Origin of the sequence: Pseudarthrobacter sp. R1 (assembly GCF_024494415.1) — a bacterium.
Lineage (GTDB): Bacteria > Actinomycetota > Actinomycetes > Actinomycetales > Micrococcaceae > Arthrobacter.
The window spans coordinates 108,011-127,024 of record NZ_JAMKFI010000010.1; the positions used below are offsets into that span (position 1 = coordinate 108,011).

Annotated in this window: 15 protein-coding genes and 1 pseudogene; 6 read left to right on the forward strand and 10 right to left on the reverse strand. The window is 65.0% G+C overall.

Translation table 11 applies throughout. The features are described 5' to 3' along the window. Nucleotides 1-100 precede the first annotated feature (100 nt). The 3 genes from M8J71_RS20785 to M8J71_RS20795 all read left to right on the forward strand — a co-directional run bounded on the left by M8J71_RS20785 (nucleotide 101) and on the right by M8J71_RS20795 (nucleotide 3,457). A complete protein-coding gene (locus M8J71_RS20785) occupies nucleotides 101-913 on the forward strand; it encodes a peptidylprolyl isomerase (RefSeq protein WP_256249726.1) in 813 nt (270 codons plus the stop codon). Nucleotides 914-980: 67 nt separating this feature from the next. Continuing rightward, nucleotides 981-2,609 (forward strand): DUF349 domain-containing protein, encoded by a 1,629-nt coding sequence (locus M8J71_RS20790; RefSeq protein ID WP_256249727.1) that lies wholly within the window; start codon nucleotides 981-983, stop codon nucleotides 2,607-2,609. A 110-nt stretch (nucleotides 2,610-2,719) separates the two neighbouring features. Further along, on the forward strand, nucleotides 2,720-3,457 hold the full coding sequence (locus M8J71_RS20795; RefSeq protein ID WP_256249728.1) for a type IV toxin-antitoxin system AbiEi family antitoxin: 738 nt from the start codon (nucleotides 2,720-2,722) through the stop codon (nucleotides 3,455-3,457). On the opposite strand, the gene M8J71_RS20800 is transcribed toward M8J71_RS20795, so the two are convergent. From M8J71_RS20800 to pdxT, 9 genes are all read right to left on the reverse strand, one after another. After that, entirely contained in the window at nucleotides 3,338-5,728 is a 2,391-nt protein-coding gene (locus M8J71_RS20800; protein WP_256249729.1) for a RelA/SpoT family protein, read from the reverse strand. The two genes, M8J71_RS20795 and M8J71_RS20800, sit on opposite strands and share 120 nt — an antisense overlap. Nucleotides 5,729-5,860: 132 nt before the next feature. Then, a complete protein-coding gene (gene secF, locus M8J71_RS20805) occupies nucleotides 5,861-6,883 on the reverse strand; it encodes a protein translocase subunit SecF (protein WP_256249731.1) in 1,023 nt (340 codons plus the stop codon). Further along, on the reverse strand, nucleotides 6,883-8,643 hold the full coding sequence (secD, locus tag M8J71_RS20810) for a protein translocase subunit SecD (RefSeq protein ID WP_256249732.1): 1,761 nt from the start codon (nucleotides 8,641-8,643) through the stop codon (nucleotides 6,883-6,885). The genes secF and secD overlap by 1 nt, the downstream gene beginning before the upstream one ends. Nucleotides 8,644-8,745: 102 nt before the next feature. After that, entirely contained in the window at nucleotides 8,746-9,150 is a 405-nt protein-coding gene (gene yajC, locus M8J71_RS20815; RefSeq protein ID WP_256249734.1) for a preprotein translocase subunit YajC, read from the reverse strand. A 209-nt stretch (nucleotides 9,151-9,359) separates the two neighbouring features. Further along, nucleotides 9,360-10,448, reverse strand: coding sequence for a Holliday junction branch migration DNA helicase RuvB (gene ruvB, locus M8J71_RS20820; protein WP_256249735.1), 1,089 nt, complete (start codon nucleotides 10,446-10,448; stop codon nucleotides 9,360-9,362). Further along, nucleotides 10,441-11,085 carry a Holliday junction branch migration protein RuvA gene (ruvA, locus tag M8J71_RS20825; protein WP_256249736.1) on the reverse strand — a complete coding sequence of 215 codons (645 nt, stop codon included), beginning with the start codon at nucleotides 11,083-11,085 and terminating at the stop codon, nucleotides 10,441-10,443. Before ruvA ends, ruvB begins: the two co-directional genes overlap by 8 nt. Nucleotides 11,086-11,174: 89 nt before the next feature. Beyond that, on the reverse strand, nucleotides 11,175-11,753 hold the full coding sequence (gene ruvC / locus M8J71_RS20830) for a crossover junction endodeoxyribonuclease RuvC (protein ID WP_256249737.1): 579 nt from the start codon (nucleotides 11,751-11,753) through the stop codon (nucleotides 11,175-11,177). Between the two features lie 32 nt (nucleotides 11,754-11,785). Further along, nucleotides 11,786-12,541 carry a YebC/PmpR family DNA-binding transcriptional regulator gene (locus M8J71_RS20835; RefSeq protein ID WP_256249738.1) on the reverse strand — a complete coding sequence of 252 codons (756 nt, stop codon included), beginning with the start codon at nucleotides 12,539-12,541 and terminating at the stop codon, nucleotides 11,786-11,788. Between the two features lie 3 nt (nucleotides 12,542-12,544). Beyond that, on the reverse strand, nucleotides 12,545-13,255 hold the full coding sequence (gene pdxT / locus M8J71_RS20840) for a pyridoxal 5'-phosphate synthase glutaminase subunit PdxT (RefSeq protein WP_256249739.1): 711 nt from the start codon (nucleotides 13,253-13,255) through the stop codon (nucleotides 12,545-12,547). Between the two features lie 91 nt (nucleotides 13,256-13,346). Here pdxT and M8J71_RS20845 point away from each other — a divergent pair, with 91 nt between their 5' ends. Together M8J71_RS20845 and M8J71_RS20850 are read left to right on the forward strand one after the other, a co-directional pair. Continuing rightward, the gene (locus tag M8J71_RS20845; protein WP_205484301.1) at nucleotides 13,347-14,639 is read left to right on the forward strand and encodes a Mur ligase family protein; all 1,293 of its coding nucleotides are present in this window, start codon (nucleotides 13,347-13,349) and stop codon (nucleotides 14,637-14,639) included. Next, a complete protein-coding gene (locus M8J71_RS20850; protein ID WP_256249740.1) occupies nucleotides 14,636-15,397 on the forward strand; it encodes a type 1 glutamine amidotransferase in 762 nt (253 codons plus the stop codon). Before M8J71_RS20845 ends, M8J71_RS20850 begins: the two co-directional genes overlap by 4 nt. Nucleotides 15,398-15,448: 51 nt before the next feature. On the opposite strand, the gene M8J71_RS20855 is transcribed toward M8J71_RS20850, so the two are convergent. Beyond that, nucleotides 15,449-16,729 carry a CapA family protein gene (locus tag M8J71_RS20855; protein ID WP_256249741.1) on the reverse strand — a complete coding sequence of 427 codons (1,281 nt, stop codon included), beginning with the start codon at nucleotides 16,727-16,729 and terminating at the stop codon, nucleotides 15,449-15,451. Nucleotides 16,730-16,814: 85 nt separating this feature from the next. Between M8J71_RS20855 and M8J71_RS20860 the strand changes: the two are divergent. Continuing rightward, nucleotides 16,815-18,826, forward strand: a pseudogene (locus M8J71_RS20860) (M3 family metallopeptidase). Nucleotides 18,827-19,014: the final 188 nt, after the last annotated feature.

Here is a 19,014-nt window from a genome sequence, read left to right on the forward strand (position 1 = left end):
GGCATCTCTAATGCGGCGGACCGGCAGGGCTCGGCCGTCAGACAACTGCGCCGGAGGCCTCACGCCACGCTGTGCAGCAGCCCGACAATAAGGAGGACCCTTGGCGGCCAGTTCACGCAGCGCCCGCGAAGCAAAGCGCCGCATCCAGCAGATGGAAGCCAAGCGCGAGCTGCGGCGGGACCAGGAGAAGCGTCGTAAGCGGGACAACGTCATCGCCGCCGGTGCCGGAACCGCCGCCGTTGTCCTCGCCGTCGTACTCCAGCTCACAGCTTTTTCCGGAAATCCGACCGAGGAGGAGTTCGCCGCCGCCGAGGCCGGGCTGACCAGCCCGTCTGCGTCGGCACCTGCGAGCCCGACTGCCCAGGCCACCAACGGCCCGAATATCCCGGCTGCCGAGACCGCTGCGGGCAAGACGTTCACCGGAGACCTGGTCCTCAATGGGAGCGCCCTCGCTGTGGAGCTTGACGGGACAACCGCCCCGCAGGCCGCCGCTGTTTTCAAGTCCCTCAGCGATGAGGGCTACTACAACGGGAAATCCTGCCACCGCCTCACCACCGGTGAGACCTTCGGTTTGCTGCAGTGCGGCGCCTCCGGCCCTGAAGGCCAGGGCGATCCTGACTACACCTGGGGACCGCTGGAGAACACCCCCGCTGACAATACTTATCCCGCCGGAACTGTCGCCGTAGCCCGTACGGCCAATAACGCCTTTGGGAACGGAAAGCAGTTCTTTATTGTCTACAAGGACACGGTCATCCCGGCCGATACCGCCGGCGGGTACACGGTGGTGGGAAGGGTGACCTCCGGGCTGGATGTGGTGTCGAACATAGCTGCCTCCGGAATTACGCCGGGCAGCAGCGACACAGACGGCGCACCTGTGGAACCAGTCACGATAGACTCGTTTTCTCTGAAGTAGGAGGCCCGGCCCCGGCGGCTGCGGCGCAGGACCTGAGTATTTTCCTCCAAGCGAAAGACTTTTAGCGGTGACAGACAGTCAGAAATCCGACGAAACAGCAACAGACCTGACCGAGGCGACGGCATCCGCCGCCGTCGATGCAGCATCTGAAGCAGCCACCACCACGGCAACGGAAGCCCCCGTGGACGACGCAGCGGAGAGCAGTGCCCCAGAGAGCAACGAAGCGGAGAGCAGTGCCCCGGCAGCGGAAGCCCCCGTGGACGACGCGGAGAGCAGTGCTCCAGCAGCGGAAGCTCCCGTGGAGAGCGCAACGGAGAGCAACGAAGCGGAGCTCAACCCCGCACCGGCGCCCCGCCCGGCGCCCTCCCCGGCTGCTTTTGCCTCCCGCCCCAAGCCCGCTGCCGCACCTGCCGCAGCACCGGTCCCCGCAGCACCGTCCACTTCGCTGGCGGAAGCCTCAAAGTGGGGACGAGTTGAGGGCGACGGACACGTCTTCTTGACCATCGACGGCGCCGAGCACACTGTCGGCCAGTACCCGGACGTCAGCGACGACGAAGCCCTGGCGTACTTTGCCCGGAAATACGACGACGTAGTGGCCCAGATTGTGCTGCTCGAGCAGCGCGTCAGCTCCAAGGCCCCGAGCACCGACATGCAGAAAACCGTCACGCACCTCCGCGAGCAGCTGGCCGAACGGAATATGGTGGGAGACCTCCGGTCCGCCGAGGCGCGCCTCGACGAGCTCTCCACCCAGATTGCTGAGCTGGAAAAGGCGGAAAAGGCTGAGCACGACGCCGTCCGCGCCTCCGAGCTCGCCGCACGCGAGGCGATCGTTGCCGAAGCGGAGCAGATTTCCGGCCAGGACCCTGCCCAGACGCAGTGGAAGACCTCCAGCGCCAGGATGAACGAACTCTTCGAGAGCTGGAAGGCTGCCCAGAAGAGCGGAGTCCGGTTGGGACGCAGCAATGAGGACGCCCTCTGGAAGCGTTTCCGTGCCGCGCGCACCGTCTTTGACCGGCATCGCCGTGCCTACTTCTCGCAGCTGGACAGCAACAACTCCGCTGCCAAGTCGGCCAAGGAAAAGCTGATCGCCGAAGCGGAAGCGCTGTCCACCTCTACTGACTGGGGTTTCGCCGCCGGCGAGTACCGCCGCCTGATGGACCAGTGGAAGGCCTCCCCGCGGGCCAGCCGCAAGGACGACGACGCCCTGTGGGCACGGTTCCGCGCCGCCCAGGACGTCTTCTTCACAAACCGCCAGGCCGCTAATGACGAGATCGACCAGGAGTACTCGGCAAACCTCACGGTCAAGGAAGCCCTCCTGACCGAGGCCAACGCGATCCTCCCCGTGAAGGACCTCGGGGCCGCCAAGAAGGCCCTGCAGTCCGTTCGGGACCGCTGGGAAGAGGCCGGCAAGGTCCCCCGTGCAGACATGGGACGCATTGAAGCAGGACTGCGCAAGGTTGAGGATGCAGTGCGCCACGCTGAGGAAGAACAGTGGCAGCGGTCCAACCCTGAGCGGAAGGCACGCACCAACAGCGCCCTTTCCCAGCTGGAATCCGCTATTGCCGGGCTGCAGGACGACCTCGCCAAGGCCGAAAAAACCGGCGACCAGCGCCGGATCAAGGCCGCGCAGGAAGCTCTTGAAGCGCGGCAGGCATGGCTTGACCAGATCCAGCGCTCAGCCAGCGAGCTGTCCTAGGCTTATCGCCTGGCCCATAAAGCCGCCACTAATTGCAGGCCCGGCCCCGGTTATCCACATACCGGGGCCGGGCCTGTGCCTGTTAAGCGCAGGCGCGGCAGGATGGGTGGATGGCGATTCCATCACCTCCTCCCTCCGCCTCCTCCGGCAGGGATCTTGTCCAGGGCGGAGAAGCAGCACCCCGTTTTCCTGAGTTGTACGCCCCTGGCATGCCTTTTGCGTCGCCGGAGCTGCAATCCCTGGCCTCGGACGGCCTGCTGGAACGTTTCCATCAGCACGGCTACACGTTGCCCGGCGCCACAGCCTCCCCGCAGTTGCGGGCACGGGCTGCAGCGGGGGCCGTCCCCGCGTCTGTCCGCCAGCGGGTAGTCGCCGGCCGTATGACAGCAGCATGGATTTACGGCTGCGCGGGCGAACCGGACCGGATTGCCCTCCTGGTGGACGCGAAGCGGCGGGTTTCAAGCCTCCGGAACACCAGGGGCTGCACCCTGCATGAGGTGAAGCTTGGGCCCTTCGACGTCGTCAGCCTCGGCGGCCTGATGGTCTCCAGTCCCCTGCGCACCGCCCTTGATGTCGCCCTCCACGTGGAGGCCGAACGGGCCATTCCCACGCTCGAGGGGCTGCTCGCACGCCCGCAGAACGATGTGCGCCTGCGTTTGCTGGTGCTTGCCATCGAGGCCAGCCCCCGCGTTCCGCATAAGAAAGCAGCGCTGGAAAAGTTGGCCCGGCTAGCTCCGGCGCTTGTTCCCGGTGGTGCGGTAGACGTCGAAAACCCCGTCAATGCGACGGACGGCACTCAGGACGTGGTGAAGGTACTTGGGGTCCCCCATCTCGAAGGCGAACTTTGAGATGGCCACCCGGTCCGTGGAGGTATGGACGCTGGCTGCGAGGATGTTCACGTGGTTTTCGGACAGCACACGCGTCACGTCGGAGAGCAGCGATTTGCGGTCCAGCGCCTCCACTTGGATCTCCACCAGGAACACGCTGGACTGCGTGGGCGCCCAGTCCACGTCAACGATCCGGTCCGGCTGGTCCTTCAGGTCCGAGATGTTGGTGCAGTCGGTGCGGTGTACTGACACCCCCGAGCCCCTGGTCACGAAGCCGAGGATGGGATCCGGCGGCACCGGAGTGCAGCAGCGGGCAAGCTTTACCCAGACGTCACCGACTCCGCGGACCACAACGCCCGAATCGGAGAACCGCGCCTTCGTGACCTGGGTTGGGACGCTGACTTCGGTGATGTCGTCGTCGGTGCTTTCATTGCCGCCAAGGCTTTCAACGAGCTTCTCCATGACCGACTGCGCGGAGGTGTGCCCGTCGCCCACGCCGGCGTACAGGCCGGAAATGTCGACGTACTTGAATTCCTGCGCTACTGCGGCCAGGGCCTCGTGCGTCATCAGGCGCTGCAGGGGAAGGTTCTGCTTCCGCATGGCCCGGGTCAGCAGTTCCTTGCCGCGGTCGATCGCCTCTTCGCGGCGTTCCTTGCTGAACCACTGCCGGATCTTGTTGCGGGCCCTGGCACTCTTGACGAAATGCTGCCAGTCCTGGCTGGGTCCGGCGCCTTCGGCTTTGGAGGTGAAGATCTCCACCCAGTCGCCGTGGTTCAACTCGCTGTTGAGCGGAACCAGCTTCCCGTTGACCCGGGCGCCGATGGTGCGGTGCCCCACCTCGGTATGGACGGCATACGCGAAGTCCACCGGAGTAGATCCGGCCGGCAAGGCCATAACCTCACCCTTGGGCGTGAAAACAAACACCTCACGGGCGTTGATCTCGAACCGCAGCGAGTCAAGGAACTCGCCGGGATCCGACGTTTCCTGCTGCCAGTCCACCAGCGACCGCAGCCAGCCCATGTCGCCGTCGCGGGGGCTGCCCGGGCCCACGGCAGTCCGGTTGGGCTGGTCCTTGTACTTCCAGTGTGCCGCGACGCCGTATTCGGCGCGGCGGTGCATCTCGTGGGTCCGGATCTGGATTTCCACCGGCTTCCCGCCCGGGCCGATCACGGTGGTGTGCAGCGACTGGTACATGTTGAACTTCGGCATCGCGATGTAATCCTTGAACCTGCCGGGCAGCGGGTTCCACCGCGAATGCATGGTACCAAGGGCCGCGTAACAGTCCCGGACCGAGTCCACCAGGACACGGACCCCCATGAGGTCGTTGATGTCGTCGAAGTCCTTGTCGCGGACAATCATCTTCTGGTAAATCGAGTAGTAATGCTTGGGGCGGCCCGTGATGGTGGCCTTGATGCGGGCAGTGCGGAGGTCCTCCGTGATCTGGTCGCGGATGACACTGAGGCTCTTCTCCCGCTCAGGGGTCCTGTCCCCCACCATGCGGACAATCTCTTCGTAAACCTTCGGGTACAGCGCCGCGAAGGAGAGGTCTTCCAGTTCCCACTTGATGGTGTTCATACCCAGGCGGTGTGCAAGCGGGGCAAAGATTTCCAGCGTTTCCCGGGCCTTGCGGGCCGAAGATTCGGCCGACACGAAACGCCACGTGCGGGCGTTGTGAAGCCGGTCCGCCAGTTTGATCATAAGGACGCGGATGTCCTTGGCCATGGCCACGACCATCTTGCGCACTGTCTCGGACTGTGCTGCTTCCCCGAAGCTGACCTTGTCCAGCTTGGTCACGCCGTCGACGAGCATGGCCACTTCGGGGCCGAAGTCGCGCTTCAGGTCGGCGAGAGTGTAGGGGGTGTCCTCGACGGTGTCGTGGAGGAGCGCCGCTGCCAGGGTTGTTCCGCTCAGTCCCAGTTCGGCAAGGATGGTCGCCACCGCCACCGGGTGGGTGATGTAGGGATCGCCGCTCTTGCGCTTCTGCCCCCGGTGGCTTTGTTCCGCCACGTCGAAGGCGCGCTGGATCAGGTCGAAATCCTCTTTGGGATTGTTGGCCCTCACCGTCCTCAGCAGCGGCTCGAGGATGGGCGAATAATTTGCCGCGCCGCGTCCTGTCAGGCGGGCAAGCCTGGAGCGGGTGCGCTCCCTGCGGCCCGGGAACGTGGGGCGGGACCCGGAGTTGTCCACGGGAACCAATGAACCCGGACGTGCGGAAGCAGCCGCCCCGGTCTGCAGACCGGAAGGACTTTTATCTCCCTGTGCCGTTGGCACCGACGCCGAACGTTCTTCCAATGAAGCACCCCTCACCACCGTTTAATTACTTCAGTCTATTCCTCCGCCGGGGGACTTATTAAACCGGCCTTTAAAACAGGACGGGCCGGGTAGCGTCAAGGTTCTGACACTGCCCGGCCCGGCACCAGCGGCTCAGGATTGGGCCGGCTCTACCGCCGTTGCTCCAGACCTGGAAGCAGCCTCGGCCCGGCGGTGCTCCACCCGCTTGGCCTGCCTGACCAGATCGGGTTCGTTCTGGCGCAGCCAGGCGTACATGGGGGCCGCGACGAAAATCGTGGCTGCGGTTCCAATCAGGATGCCGACGAACAGCGCAAGCGAGAGGTCGCGCAGGGTTCCCGCGCCCAGCAGGCCTGCACCAATGAACAGGATGGCACCCACGGGGAGGATTGCCACCATCATGGTGTTGATCGAGCGGACCAGGGTCTGGTTCACCGCCAAATTGACTTCCTCAGCAAAGGTACGCCGGGTTGAGGCGTCCAGGTCCGCGGTGTTCTCGCGGATCTTGTCGAACACCACCACGGTGTCGTACAGCGAGTAGCTCAGGACGGTCAGGAACCCGATAATGGCGGACGGGGTGACTTCGAAGTCGCTGAGGGCGTAAACCCCTGCTGTGACGAACATCGTTACCACCATGCCGGCGATTGCCGAGAGTGACATCTTCCAGGTACGGAAGTACAACGCCATCAGCACGGCGGCCAGGAGCACAAAAATCACCAGGCCGATCAGTGCCTGCTTGGTTACGTCCGCACCCCACGTCGGACCCACAAACGTTGACGTCACTTCGTTGTCCGTGACGCCGTAGGCCGCGGTGAGGCCCTCCTTGATGCGAAGGGTCTCGTCGTCGGTGAGTTTGTCGGTCTGGATCCGCATGGTGGTCCCGGCCACGTTGGCTACGCGTGGAACGCTGCCCTCCACCACATCGGTGACGGCCTTTTCGCCCACGGCCGCGTCAGTTGTTTGGACGTTTGAGACGGTGAATTCGGACCCGCCGCGGAACTCGATGCCGAGGTTGAACCCGCCCTTGGCCACCGGAATAAGGATGGACAGGGCAACGGCAACGGCCGCAATGATGAACCAGATCTTTTTGGCGCCCACAAAGTTGTAGGAGCGTTTGCCCGTGTAGAGCTCGTTGCCGAAATTAGCGAAGCTTGGCATTACTTGTTCTCCTTCGCTGCAGACTTCGAGGAGCCTGCAAGCTGCTCCTGCTTCTGCGCCATCCGGCGCTCGGCAATGGTCATCCGGCGCTCTGCCTCGGCCGCAGCACCGGCGTTCTTGGCGCGCACCATGGCGGCAGGCTTATCTTCGGGCGTACGGATACGGCCTGCACCACGGTAGAGCGGCACAGCGCCCAGACGCTTGGGGTCGAGGCCGGACAGCCGGTGGCCCTCACCAAAGAACCTGGTGCGTGCCAGCAGCTGCAGGGTGGGGTGCGTGAACATAAACACCACAATGAGGTCGGCGATTGCGGTGAGGCCAAGGGTGAAGGCAAAGCCACGGACGTTGCCCACCGCTACGAAGTACAGGACAAGGGCTGCAAGGAGGTTGACGGCCTTGGAAGCGAGGACGGTGCGCTTTGCCCGCTTCCAGCCGTTTTCGACGGCGGACACCAGGCCGCGTCCCTCACGGAGCTCATCGCGGATGCGCTCGAAGTAGACGATGAACGAGTCTGCCGTCTGGCCGATGGCGACGATGATGCCGGCCACACCGGCCAGGGACAACCGGTAGTTTTCGGTCCAGCCCAGGATCGCGATGGCGAGATAAGTCAATATGCCGGCCACCACCAGCGAGGCGATGGTCACGAAGCCGAGGGCCCGGTACTGGAAGAGGGAATACACCACCACCAGCAGCAGGCCGATGATGCCCGCAAGGAGGCCCATGCGCAGCTGTTCCCCACCGAGGGTGGCAGAGATCTGCTGCTCGCTCTGGATCTCGAAGCTGATGGGCAGTGCGCCGAAGCGGAGCTGGTCTGAGAGTGCCTTGGCGCTCTGTTCCGTGAAGCCGCCGGTGATCTGGGGCCGCCCGTCAGTAATGACGGCAAGCGAGCGGGGCGCAGAGATGACCTGGTCATCCAGCACAATGGCGAACTGGGCTTTGGGGTCGTTACCGGTATCGCCGCCGGCAGCCACGTAGAACTGGTTCAGGCGTTCGGTGACCTCTTTGAACTTGGCGGTGCCTTCGTCGTCGAACTGGATGTTGACGGCCCACTCGTTCGTGACGGCGCCCTGTGCACCCTGCTGGAGCTGGAAGGAGGACGTGACGATGTTGCTGCCCTTGACCTCCACCGGACCGAGGATGTACTTGATGGCCGGATTCGTTCCGGACGCGGGCTCACAGGTCACCAGCGGCTTGGCCGGATCCGAGCGTTCCTGCTCATCCTGGGACGGGTTGTCGCAGTCAAGGGCTTCGAACTGGCGGTAGATTTCCGGCGTGATCCAGTTGGTGTCGCTGCTGTTGGCGGGTTCCGCCGTCGGCTTGGGCAACTGGTCCTCAGGAGCCCGCGACTCCTCCGGAACGGGAGCGCCCGCACCGTTGAGGAGGACCGGGCGGAAGTTCATGTCCGCGGAAGCCTGGATCAGGTCGCGCGTCTGGCTTGAGGGGGTGCCGGGAAGGCTGACCACCACGTTGCGCCCGGACTGGGTGCTGATCTCTGCTTCAGCGACGCCGGAACCGTCCACGCGCTGGCGGATGATGGCCACAGCCTGGTTGAGCTGTTCTTCGTTGATGTCCGAACCGCCCTCGACCTTCGGCGCCAGAATCATCTGGGTGCCGCCTTCGAGGTCCAGCGCCAGCTTTGGCGCCCAGCTCGCCTGTCCGGCCATGGTGCCGCCGGCAAGGACAGCAGTCAGCACGGCGAGTATTACGCCGAGCCAGACCAGGACCCTGAGGCCCGGTTTCTTAAGGCCAGTTCGTGCCATTGTTGATCTTTCTCTTATTCACGGAGGAACCGCCGGTGCATGCTTGGTGCCGGCACCGGCGGCGCTCCGCAGCCGTAGAGGTGTTGTGTAGAACCAGCGGGACTAGTTGTCCTTCTTGCCCTCGTCATTGAGCCGCTTCAGGGTCTCGTCCGGCGTCTCCACTGACGCGGACTGGGTGCCGGTTTCCCGGGCGGTGAGGGATGAAGCGTCATCCGGCACGGCGGGCACAGCCGGGGCGTCCTCGTCGGACACCGCGAGGGGCTCCACAATCTTGGTGACGGCCTGGCGGTGCACCGTGGCGAGGTTGCCCGGGGAGAGCTCCAGGGTGACCTTGTTCTCGACGTCGTCCATGTCGACGATGCGGCCGAAAAGACCGAAGCTGGTCATGACCTCGACGCCCGGGGCGAACTGCGATTGGAGTTCAGCCTGCTGCTGCTGCGTCTTCTTGTTGCGGCGGAACATCATGAAGATGAACACGCCAAGCATGACGAAGAGGAGTATTGACATTAGATCCAAGGGAAAAATCCGTTCTATTGCGTGCCTGGCCGGTTTCCGGCGACGTCCGATGAGTTCCGTCCGCTGGCCGGACTGGCGGACAGAAAACCTGACGGATTTCCTTCTCCGCCGGAGCAACCGCATTGTGGTGGCTGCAGGAACAAAGACCCGAACGTGCCGAGCGTCATACCAGTCTAAAGGGAAAAGCTGAAGGGAGCCTGTTATTGGCTTTGCGGGGCCCACTCTTCCGTGCCGTCGGCGTCGTCGCCGGCCGTTTCAAACAGGTCCAGCGGCTCCTGCCCGAAGACGCCGGCAGGGATGGCGTAGCCAAGGTGGGTCCAGGCGGGGGCCATGGCGATCCGGCCCCGGGGAGTGCGGCCCAGGAGTCCCTCGCGGACCAGGAAGGGTTCGGCCACCGTTTCCACGGTCTCGGTTTCTTCGCCGACGGCGATGGCCAGGGTGGACAGCCCGACAGGACCGCCGCCGAATTTGGTGATCAGCGCCTCCAGGACCGACCGGTCCAGCCTGTCCAGTCCTTTTTTGTCGACTTCGTACATATCCAGCGCAGCTGATGCCGCCCGCGCGTCGATCTGTTCAATGCCGTGGACCAGCGCCCAGTCTGTTATACACCGCAGCAGCCTGTTGGCGATGCGGGGTGTGCCGCGCGAACGTCCGGCAATTTCGCTGAAGCCGGCGGAGTTGACCTTGAGGTCCAGCAGTCCCGCGGAGCGGCGCAGGACAAGCTCGAGCTCGGCGACGGAATAGAACTCCAGGTGCCCGGTGAAGCCGAAGCGGTCGCGCAGCGGCCCGGGCAGGAGGCCGGCGCGGGTCGTGGCACCAACGAGGGTGAACGGCGGAAGTTCGAGCGGAATCGCCGTGGCGCCGGCTCCCTTGCCCACCACGATGTCCACTCGGAAGTCCTCCATGGCCATATAGAGCATTTCCTCTGCCGGCCGGGACATCCGGTGGATCTCGTCCAAAAACAGGACCTCGCCCTCGGACAGGGAGGAGAGGATGGCCGCCAGGTCTCCGGCGTGCTGGATGGCAGGGCCGCTGCTGATCCGCAGCGGGGCGTTCATTTCGGACGCAACAATCATGGCCAGCGTGGTTTTGCCGAGGCCTGGCGGACCGGAAAACAGCACATGGTCCGCGCTCCGGCCCCGCATCCGGGAAGCCTGCAGCACCAGGGACAGCTGCTTGCGGACCCGGTGCTGGCCCACGAAGTCGTGCAGGTTCTTGGGCCGGAGGGCGGCCTCGATGGCGCGCTCCTCCGGCTCCTCCCCTGCGGCCACCACTGACGGTTCAGCCACGGCTGCCTACGCGGTTGCCGGCACGGGCCCCGTCCTGGCCCAGCCAGCGAAGCGTGGTCCGCAGGATCTCCGGGACATTGCCGCGGAACGAGACCTCAGGATCATCGGCCAATGCCTTGTCGATACTTGCCGACGCGTCCTTTTCGGACCAGCCGAGGCTGGTCATGGCTGCGACCACCTGGGGCTTCCAGGCAGCCTCTGCAGCGGTGGGCGCGCTGGCGGTGCCGGCGGTGCCGTGCGGAACCAGCTTCCCTGCAAGCTCAAGGACGATCCGGCCGGCCACTTTTGGCCCGATACCGGGCACCTTGGTGAACGTTTTGCTGTCCCCGGTGTGTGCCGCCACCCGGATGGCCTCCGGATCATGGACGGCGAGAACCGCCAGGGCCAGCCGCGGCCCCACCCCGCTGACACTGAGCAGGACATCGAAAACCTCACGCTCGTCGTCGGACGCGAAACCGAAGAGCGTCAGCGAATCCTCCCGGACGATCAGGGAGGTAAAAAGCTGGCCCTCCTCCCCGGTGCGGAGCCGGCTGAGGGTCTGCGGCGTGGCGTTGACGCTCATGCCCGCGCCATTGAGGTCGATGACGGCCGTGGACAGGCCAACGTGCGCTACGGTTCCGCGGAGGAAACTGATCAAGGGCCTGGCTCCTGTGTACTGCCGGGCTCCAGGAATTGGACCGGCGATCCGAACATATCTACGAATACCCTAGCAAGCGGCCAGGACAATCAGCGTGCGCGCCGCACCTTCGCTTCGGCTTGAGCCCACGCTCTTTGGGCCGGCGTGAGCGAAGAACTGCCGGGCCCAGTGGTGGCAACGGCCGCGCCGCTGCCGGCCCGCCAGGCATGCGTGATGGCCAGCGCCAGGGCGTCCGCCGCGTCGGCCGGGCGCGGCGGCGCGTCCAGCCGGAGGATCTTGGTGACCAGCTTGGTCACCGCCTCCTTGTTGGAGGAGCCGCTGCCGGTGACTGCGGCTTTGACTTCCGACGGCGTATGCAGCGCCACCGGGATCCCGCGGCGCGCGGCGGCGGCAATCACCACGCCGGACGCCTGCGCAACCCCCATCACGGTGCTGACGTTGAGCTGGGAGAAGACACGCTCGACGGCGAGCACCTGGGGCTCGTAGCGGTCCAGCCACTCGTCGATCGCCAGGGCTATCACCAGGAGGCGCTGGTCCAGCGTTTCGTCCGGAGAGGTTCCGACCACCCCTACGGCCACCATGGTGGCCCGCCTGTTGCGTTCGACGTCCACCACGCCGATGCCGCAGCGGGTCAGTCCGGGGTCAACCCCCAGTACGCGCAGCGTCACGGGTGGCCGGGTTCAGCAGGCAAGGCCCGGCGTCATTCGGATTCCAGGGCAGCCTGGACTTCGTCGCTGAGGTCGGCGTTGCTGTAGACGTTCTGGACGTCGTCGAGGTCTTCGAGCGCGTCTGCCAGCTTCAGGAACTTGCGGGCGCCGTCAACGTCGAGTTCCACCTGCATCGAGGGGACAAACTCCACCTCGTCGGTGTCGTACTCGATGCCGGCTTCGTTGAGTGCCTCGCGGATGGCCTGCAGGTCACCCGGTTCAGAGTGGATCTCAAACGTTTCCCCGTTGTCCTTGACTTCCTCCGCACCGGCGTCCAGGACTGCCATCAGGACGTCGTCCTCGCTGAGGCCGTTCTTGGGCAGGTTGACTACACCTTTGCGGGCGAAGAGGTAGCTCACGGATCCGGGATCAGCGATGGTGCCGCCGTTGCGTGAGATGGCCAGGCGCACCTCGGAGGCCGCACGGTTCTTGTTGTCCGTGAGGCACTCAACCAGCAGCGCCGAGCCCTGCGGGCCGCGGGCTTCGTACATGATTTCCGTGTAGTCAACCACTTCGCCGGTGAGGCCGGCACCGCGCTTGATGGCACGGTCGATGTTGTCGTTGGGAACCGAGGTCTTCTTCGCTTTGGTGACGGCAAGTTCCAGGCCGGGGTTGCCGGCGAGGTCCGGGCCGCCCATCCGGGCTGCAACTTCGATGTTCTTGATCAGCTTGGCGAACGACTTGGCGCGGCGGCTGTCAATGATCGCCTTCTTGTGCTTGGTCGTCGCCCATTTGGAGTGGCCTGACATGCTTTACGCTTCTCCTCTGATCATGCGGATAAAAAGTTCATGTACGCGTTTTTCCCCGGTCACTTCCGGATGGAAGGAGGTGGCCAGCAGGTGGCCGGAACGCACTGCAACAATTCTAGCCGTCCCCGGCAGCGGGACCGCGTGGGAAGCGTGCTCCGGATCCGCCGGTTCCACCTGGGCAAGGATCTCCACGTCCGGGCCCACGCGTTCCACCCAGGGGCCCCTGATGAAGACGGCGTGGACCGGAGGAACACCGGTCTCGGTGGCGCTGAAATCGAGTCCCTTGAAGTCAAGGTCCGTTTCGAAGGACTCGCGCTGCCGGCCGAAGGCGTTGCGCCGGACGGTGATATCAAGTCCACCGAAGGTCTGTTGCGGAGTTCCGGCGAGGTCTGTGGCTGGATCAGCGATGTCCGCGGCAAGCAGGATCATCCCGGCACAGGAACCGTAAACGGGCAGGCCCTCGGCGATCCGCTCCCGAAGGGGTTCCGCCAGGTCGAAGGCGCGGGCGAGCTTGTCGATCGCGGTGGATTCACCGCCGGGAATAATCAGCCCGTCCAGGCCGTCCAGTTCCTTGGGACGGCGGATCCCGACGCCCTCGGCTCCGGTTGCTTCAATGGCACGGAGGTGCTCACGGAAGTCACCTTGAAGCGCCAGCACGCCGATCCGCAGGCCCGAGCCCACGCGCGCGGAAGCAGCTGAAGGGGAATTTGTCATCCATCCAGCATAAGGGGCGCGGCCTTCCTGACCGGCGCCGGAGACCCGCCCCGACGGCGGTTGCATGCCGTTGCTGGGATATATTCGAAGCATGCTCTACTTCAGTGTTCCGCTCGGCAAGCTGGTCCGCCGGGTGTCCCGGCTACGGGGCGGCGGCTCTGCCCTGCCCGGGCTGGTGGTCGAAAAAATCGATCCCGGCTTCATGCGGCGGACGCTCACCACGCTCCCCCACGGCGTGGCCGTGGTGAGCGGTACCAACGGCAAAACAACCACCACCAAAATGGTGGTGGAGCTGCTGGAGAGCCAGGGGCTGAAGGTTTTCACCAACCGCACCGGCAGCAACTTCACGCGTGGCGTCGCCGCCGCGCTGCTGGGTGAAGTGGACTGGCGGGGCCGGCTCGATGCCGACGTCGCCGTACTGGAGCTCGACGAGGCCCACGCCGTGCACTTCGTCAACAGCGTCCCGCCCCGTTACTGCCTGCTCCTGAACGTCCTCCGCGACCAGCTGGACCGGTTCGGTGAGATCGACAAGACGGCCCAGCTGCTCCAGCACATCGCCGCCAAAACCACCGGAACGGTGGTGCTGAACCGGGAGGACCCCCGCGTCGCCAGGATCGCCAGCACCCTGACCGGGCAGGACGTCAAGTACTTCGGCTTGGACGATTCGCTGCTGGGCACCTTCCCCAACGACGACGACATGCGCGCCGCTCCCGGAAGTCCCGCTCCGGCGGGCCTTCCCGAGAAGCCTGCCGCCGACGTCGTCCTCCGCAAGGTGGGTGCGGACACCGCCGAATTTGAGTACGACGGCGTCACGGTCACCACCGGGATGAAGCTGCGCGGCGTCTACAACATCTTTAATGCGGCCGCGGCGCTGACCCTGGCCCGCAGCATTTGCGGCGGCGGCGCAGCCACTGCCGACCACGACACCCTGCTGGCTGCACTCGCCCAGGTTGCGCCTGCCTTCGGCCGCGGCGAAAGCCTCACGGTCGATGGGCAGCCCCTTGACCTGGTCCTGGTCAAGAACCCCAGCGGGTTCCGGCTCGGCCTGAAGTCCTTCCCCGCCGGCGGCTACGCCACCATGATTGCCATCAACGACAACTACGCGGACGGCCGCGACATGTCCTGGCTGTGGGACGTGGAATTCGACTCCCTGCGCGAGGGCGGAGTGGACCAGCTCACCGGATCCCGTGCCTACGACATGGCCCTGCGCCTGCAGTACGACGACGTGCGGATCGGCGGGGTCGAGCCCGAAATTACGCCTGCCCTTGCCTCCTTCATCAGGGAAGCCCAGGGCAAGCCCAAGCGCATCTTCTGCACCTACACAGCCATGCTGGCCATCCGCCGCGAGCTGTCCAAAATCACCACCGTGGAGGTTGTCTCTTGAGCGAGTCAGGCGCGAATCCCGCAAGGGAAAGCTCCGAAAGCAAGGGCACCATCCGTGTTGTCCAGCTCTACCCCCGCGACATGAACATCTACGGCGACTGGGGCAACGCCCTGGTCCTTCAGCAGCGCATCAGGTGGCACGGCTACACTCCCGAGCTGCTCGAATACAACGTGGGCGATCCCTTCCCGGAGGACGTGGACATCATCGTGGGCGGCGGCGGCCAGGACAGCGGCCAGCTGGTCATCCAGGACGACCTGCAGGCACGTGCGGGAGCGCTGAAGGACCTGGCCGAGGACGGCGCGCCGATGCTGGTCATCTGCGGGCTCTACCAGCTTTTCGGACGGTTCTTCAAAACACGCACCGGAGCAGTAATCCCCGGCATCGGCATCCTTGACGTGGAAACTCACGGCACTGAGGAGCGCCTGATCGGCAACGTGAAGGTGGCTACGCCGGAGTTCGGCGAGGTGCTGGGTTACGAGAACCACAGCGGGCAGACCACCCTCGGCACCGGGGTGCGGCCGCTCGGCACCGTGGCCAAAGGGACCGGAAACAACAGCAGCGACGGCCACGAAGGTGCCCGCTACCGCAACATCGTGGCGAGCTACCTGCACGGGTCCCTGCTGCCGAAGAATCCAGCCATTGCCGACTTCCTGATACGGACGGCGGCCGAGCGGAAGTACGGTACGTTCCAGCCCGGCCACCCGGACGACCATTACGCGGAACTGGCGAGGGAACACGCGGCGCGCCGCCCGCGCTGACCGGCACACCGTCCAGCGGCCGACGGCGGCCCGCACCTTTGGCGGTCAGGCTTAAGGTTCGCGGGTTATCAGGAGTTCGTGGGCACCCGCTGCCCCCGCACCGCGGGATTCCACCACCGTGCTGGTCCGCTGCCTGGTCGCCATGTCCGCTTCCGGACCGGCACACTGTCCCTGCGGCGCATCAGCGGCCACCGAACACCAGCGGTACGGGTCGCGGACAATCACCGATGGCGCCCACGCCAGGTCCGTGGCGGACCACTTTCCTGAGGGGTCCTGGCCAAACTGCGCCCTCACCAGCAGGCCCTCGTTATTGACCACATACCGGGGAGACCGCTCCGTGACACCGTTGCCCAGGCCGTACACAATCCAGGTGCCCTTGTAGTTTTCGATGGGCAGGACCGAGTGGGTGTGATGTCCATACACCAGGTTGAACTGCCGGCTGTCCACCAGTGCACGCGCCACCTCCTCCTGCTGGGCGTTCGGTTCGCTGGCGTACTCATCACCGGCGTGCATGGCGGCCAGGACGATGTCCGCCCCCAACGCCCTTGCCTTTTCAGCCTTGGCAATCATGGCTGCGGGGTCCAGCATGTCCACCTGCCAGGGATATTCAGGAAGCAGTCCGTTGAGCCCGTACGTGGCTTGGATAATGGCGACTTTAGCTGCCGCCGTCCGCATGATGAGAATGCCGTGGGATTCGCTTTCAGTCCGGTAGGAGCCCGTGTGCTTGAGACCGGCAGCATCCAGGGCGTCCAGGGTGCGCAGCAGGCCGTCGGTGCCACGGTCGATGGTGTGGTTGCTGGCGGTGGTGCAGGCCTGATACCCCACGTCCTTCGACGCGGCGATGATCTGGGGCGGAACGTTGAACGATGGGTACGACGAAAACGGTCCTTCCGGGCCTGCCACCGGCGTCTCCTGGTGGCAGATGGCGAGGTCGCTGTTGTTGATGTACCGGCGTTGGCCTTCCAGGAGTGGCCCAAAATCCATGCCCGCCTTGCCGGCGGCTGCGGCGTCCTGTTGCGCCTGCTGCCAGAGCTGGCTGTGGATCAGCATGTCGCCGGTGACCAGCACGGTGGTGCACCGGATCATCGGGCAGGCCGGGCCCTTCCCGGGCGTGGAGGTGGGGGTGGGTGTTGGTGTGGGGGTTGAGGCAGGAGCGCTGTTTGGGGCCGACGCAACGCCGGAACCGGGACGCCGGCTAGCAGACTCCGCCGTCTGTGGTGTTCCCCCGTCCTGTTCCGCCACGAGGCCGCAGCCGGCAAGCGCAGCAGCCGTAACCAAGGCCGCTGTTGTGGACCCGGCACGCGAGGCAACACCGCCCCAACTAATCCCCATAGCGGTCATTCTAGGCAACGCCCCGGGCCGCCACGAGTATTTGAGGGTCGTTGAGAAGGTGCGGCCCGTGTGGAAGATTTACGGCATGACAAACCCCCTGCTCACTCCCAGCACGCTCCCGTTCGCACTGCCCCCGTTCGCGGACATTGAGGCATCCCACTATGCCCAGGCGGCTGAGGCAGGATTCGGGGAGCACTTGGCCGAAGTCCAGGCGATAGCGGAGAACAGTGATCCCGCCACCTTTGAGAACACGGCAGTGGCTATGGAGCGCTCCGGCCAATTGCTCCAGAGGACTGCTGCGGCGTTCTTTACGCTGGTCTCTGCCGACGCATCTGACGAAATCCGGGACCTGGAAACCCAGCTTTCACCGCGCTTTGCAGCCCACCAGGATGAAGTGTTCCTGAACCGGGCCCTGTTCGAGCGCTTCGCCGCCATCGGTACAACGGGTCTTGATCCGGAGTCGGCACGCCTGGTGGATGAGTATCTGAAGGAGTTCCGGCAAACAGGCATTCAGCTGGACGGTCCCGGGCAGGAGCGGCTGCGGGAGCTCAATGCGGAGCTCTCCAGGCTGGGAACCGAATTCGGCCAGCGGGTCAAGGAAGGGATGAAGTCCGCGGCCCTGCTGCTGGAGGACCCTGCAGAGCTGGCGGGGCTGCCGGCCGACGAAGTGGCCGCCGCGGCAGAAGCAGCCCGCGCGGCCGGTCATGAGGGAAAGTTCCTCCTGTCGCTGATCCAGCCCACCAACCAGCCGGCCCTTGCCGCTTTGGAGAACCGGGACGTCCGGCGGCGGCTGTTTGAAGCCTCGGTGGCCCGCGGCAGCAGCGGCGGAAAGCTCGACGTGCTCGAACTCGCCAGGTCCATGGCCGCCCTCCGTGCCGAAAAGGCTAAACTGCTGGGCTTCGCCAACTACGCCGAACTCGTGGTGGACCGGCAGACAGCACCCGATTTCGAGTCTGTGCAGTCGATGCTGAACCCCATGTCCCCGGCGGCGGTCCGCAATGCGGACCGTGAGGCCGCGGCTCTATCGGAGGCAGCCGGGCACGCTTTGGAGGCCTGGGACTGGGCCTTCTACTCCTCGAAGGTCCGGCGGGAAAAGTTCGAGGTGGACGAGCAGGCCCTGCGGCCCTATTTCGAGCTGGACCGTGTCCTGGCCGACGGCGTCTTCTTCGCTGCCACGTCCCTCTACGGCATTACCTTCCACGAGCGGAAAGATCTTGCCGGTTACCACCCCGATGTGCGGGTCTGGGAGGTCCGGAATGAGGACGGCAGCGCCCTGGGGCTGTTCCTCGGCGACTACTACACCCGCGAGTCCAAGCGCGGCGGGGCCTGGATGAACTCCCTGGTGGAACAGTCGGGACTGCTCGGGACCAAGCCAGTGGTCATCAACAACCTGAACATTTCCAAGCCGCCCGCGGGCGAACCTACGCTGCTGACCCTGGACGAGCTGCGAACCACCTTCATGAGTTCGGGCATGCCCTGCACGGGCTGTTCTCCAATGTCACCTATCCGCGGTTTTCCGGTACCTCGGTTCCGCGCGATTTTGTGGAGTACCCGTCCCAGGTCAACGAGATGTGGATCATGTGGCCGGAGGTGCTGGCCAACTACGCGAAGCACTACGCCACCGGCGAGCCGCTTTCCCAGGACATCGTGGAGAAACTGAACGAATCGCGGCTCTGGGGTGAGGGCTTTGCCACCACCGAGTACTTGGGGGCAGCGCTGCTGGACCTGGCCTGGCATGTCTTGGGGAGAAGCGAAATCCCCGAGGATGCACTGGCGTTCGAGGACAAGGCCCTGGCGGCTGCCGGAATCGCCCACGCACTGATTCCGCCGCGCTACCGGACGGGATACTTCCAGCATGTCTTTGCGGGAGCAGGTTACGCGGCCGGCTACTACTCGTACATCTGGAGCGAGGTGCTGGATGCCGAGACGGTGGACTGGTTTACCGAGAACGGCGGCCTCACCCGGGCGAACGGTGAACGTTTCCGCCGGGAGCTCCTGGCCCAGGGAAACAGCCGCGACCCGCTCGAGTCCTTCCGCACCCTCCGAGGCCGCGACGCAAAGCTCGAGCCCCTGCTAAAGCGCCGCGGGCTCGAGTAACCCTCCCCCCTTCCCAACTGAGTAGCGCTATGTGACCCTTCTATAGTTCGTCAAGCCGTGGAGGGGTCCGTCTTTGTCGCGTTGAGGGTTCGGTAGATCTGGCGGGCGAGGTAGCGTTTGATGCACCGCCGGATTTCCCTTTTGGTCCGTCCTTCGGCACAAGTCACTTACAGGACACCCCAATCGGG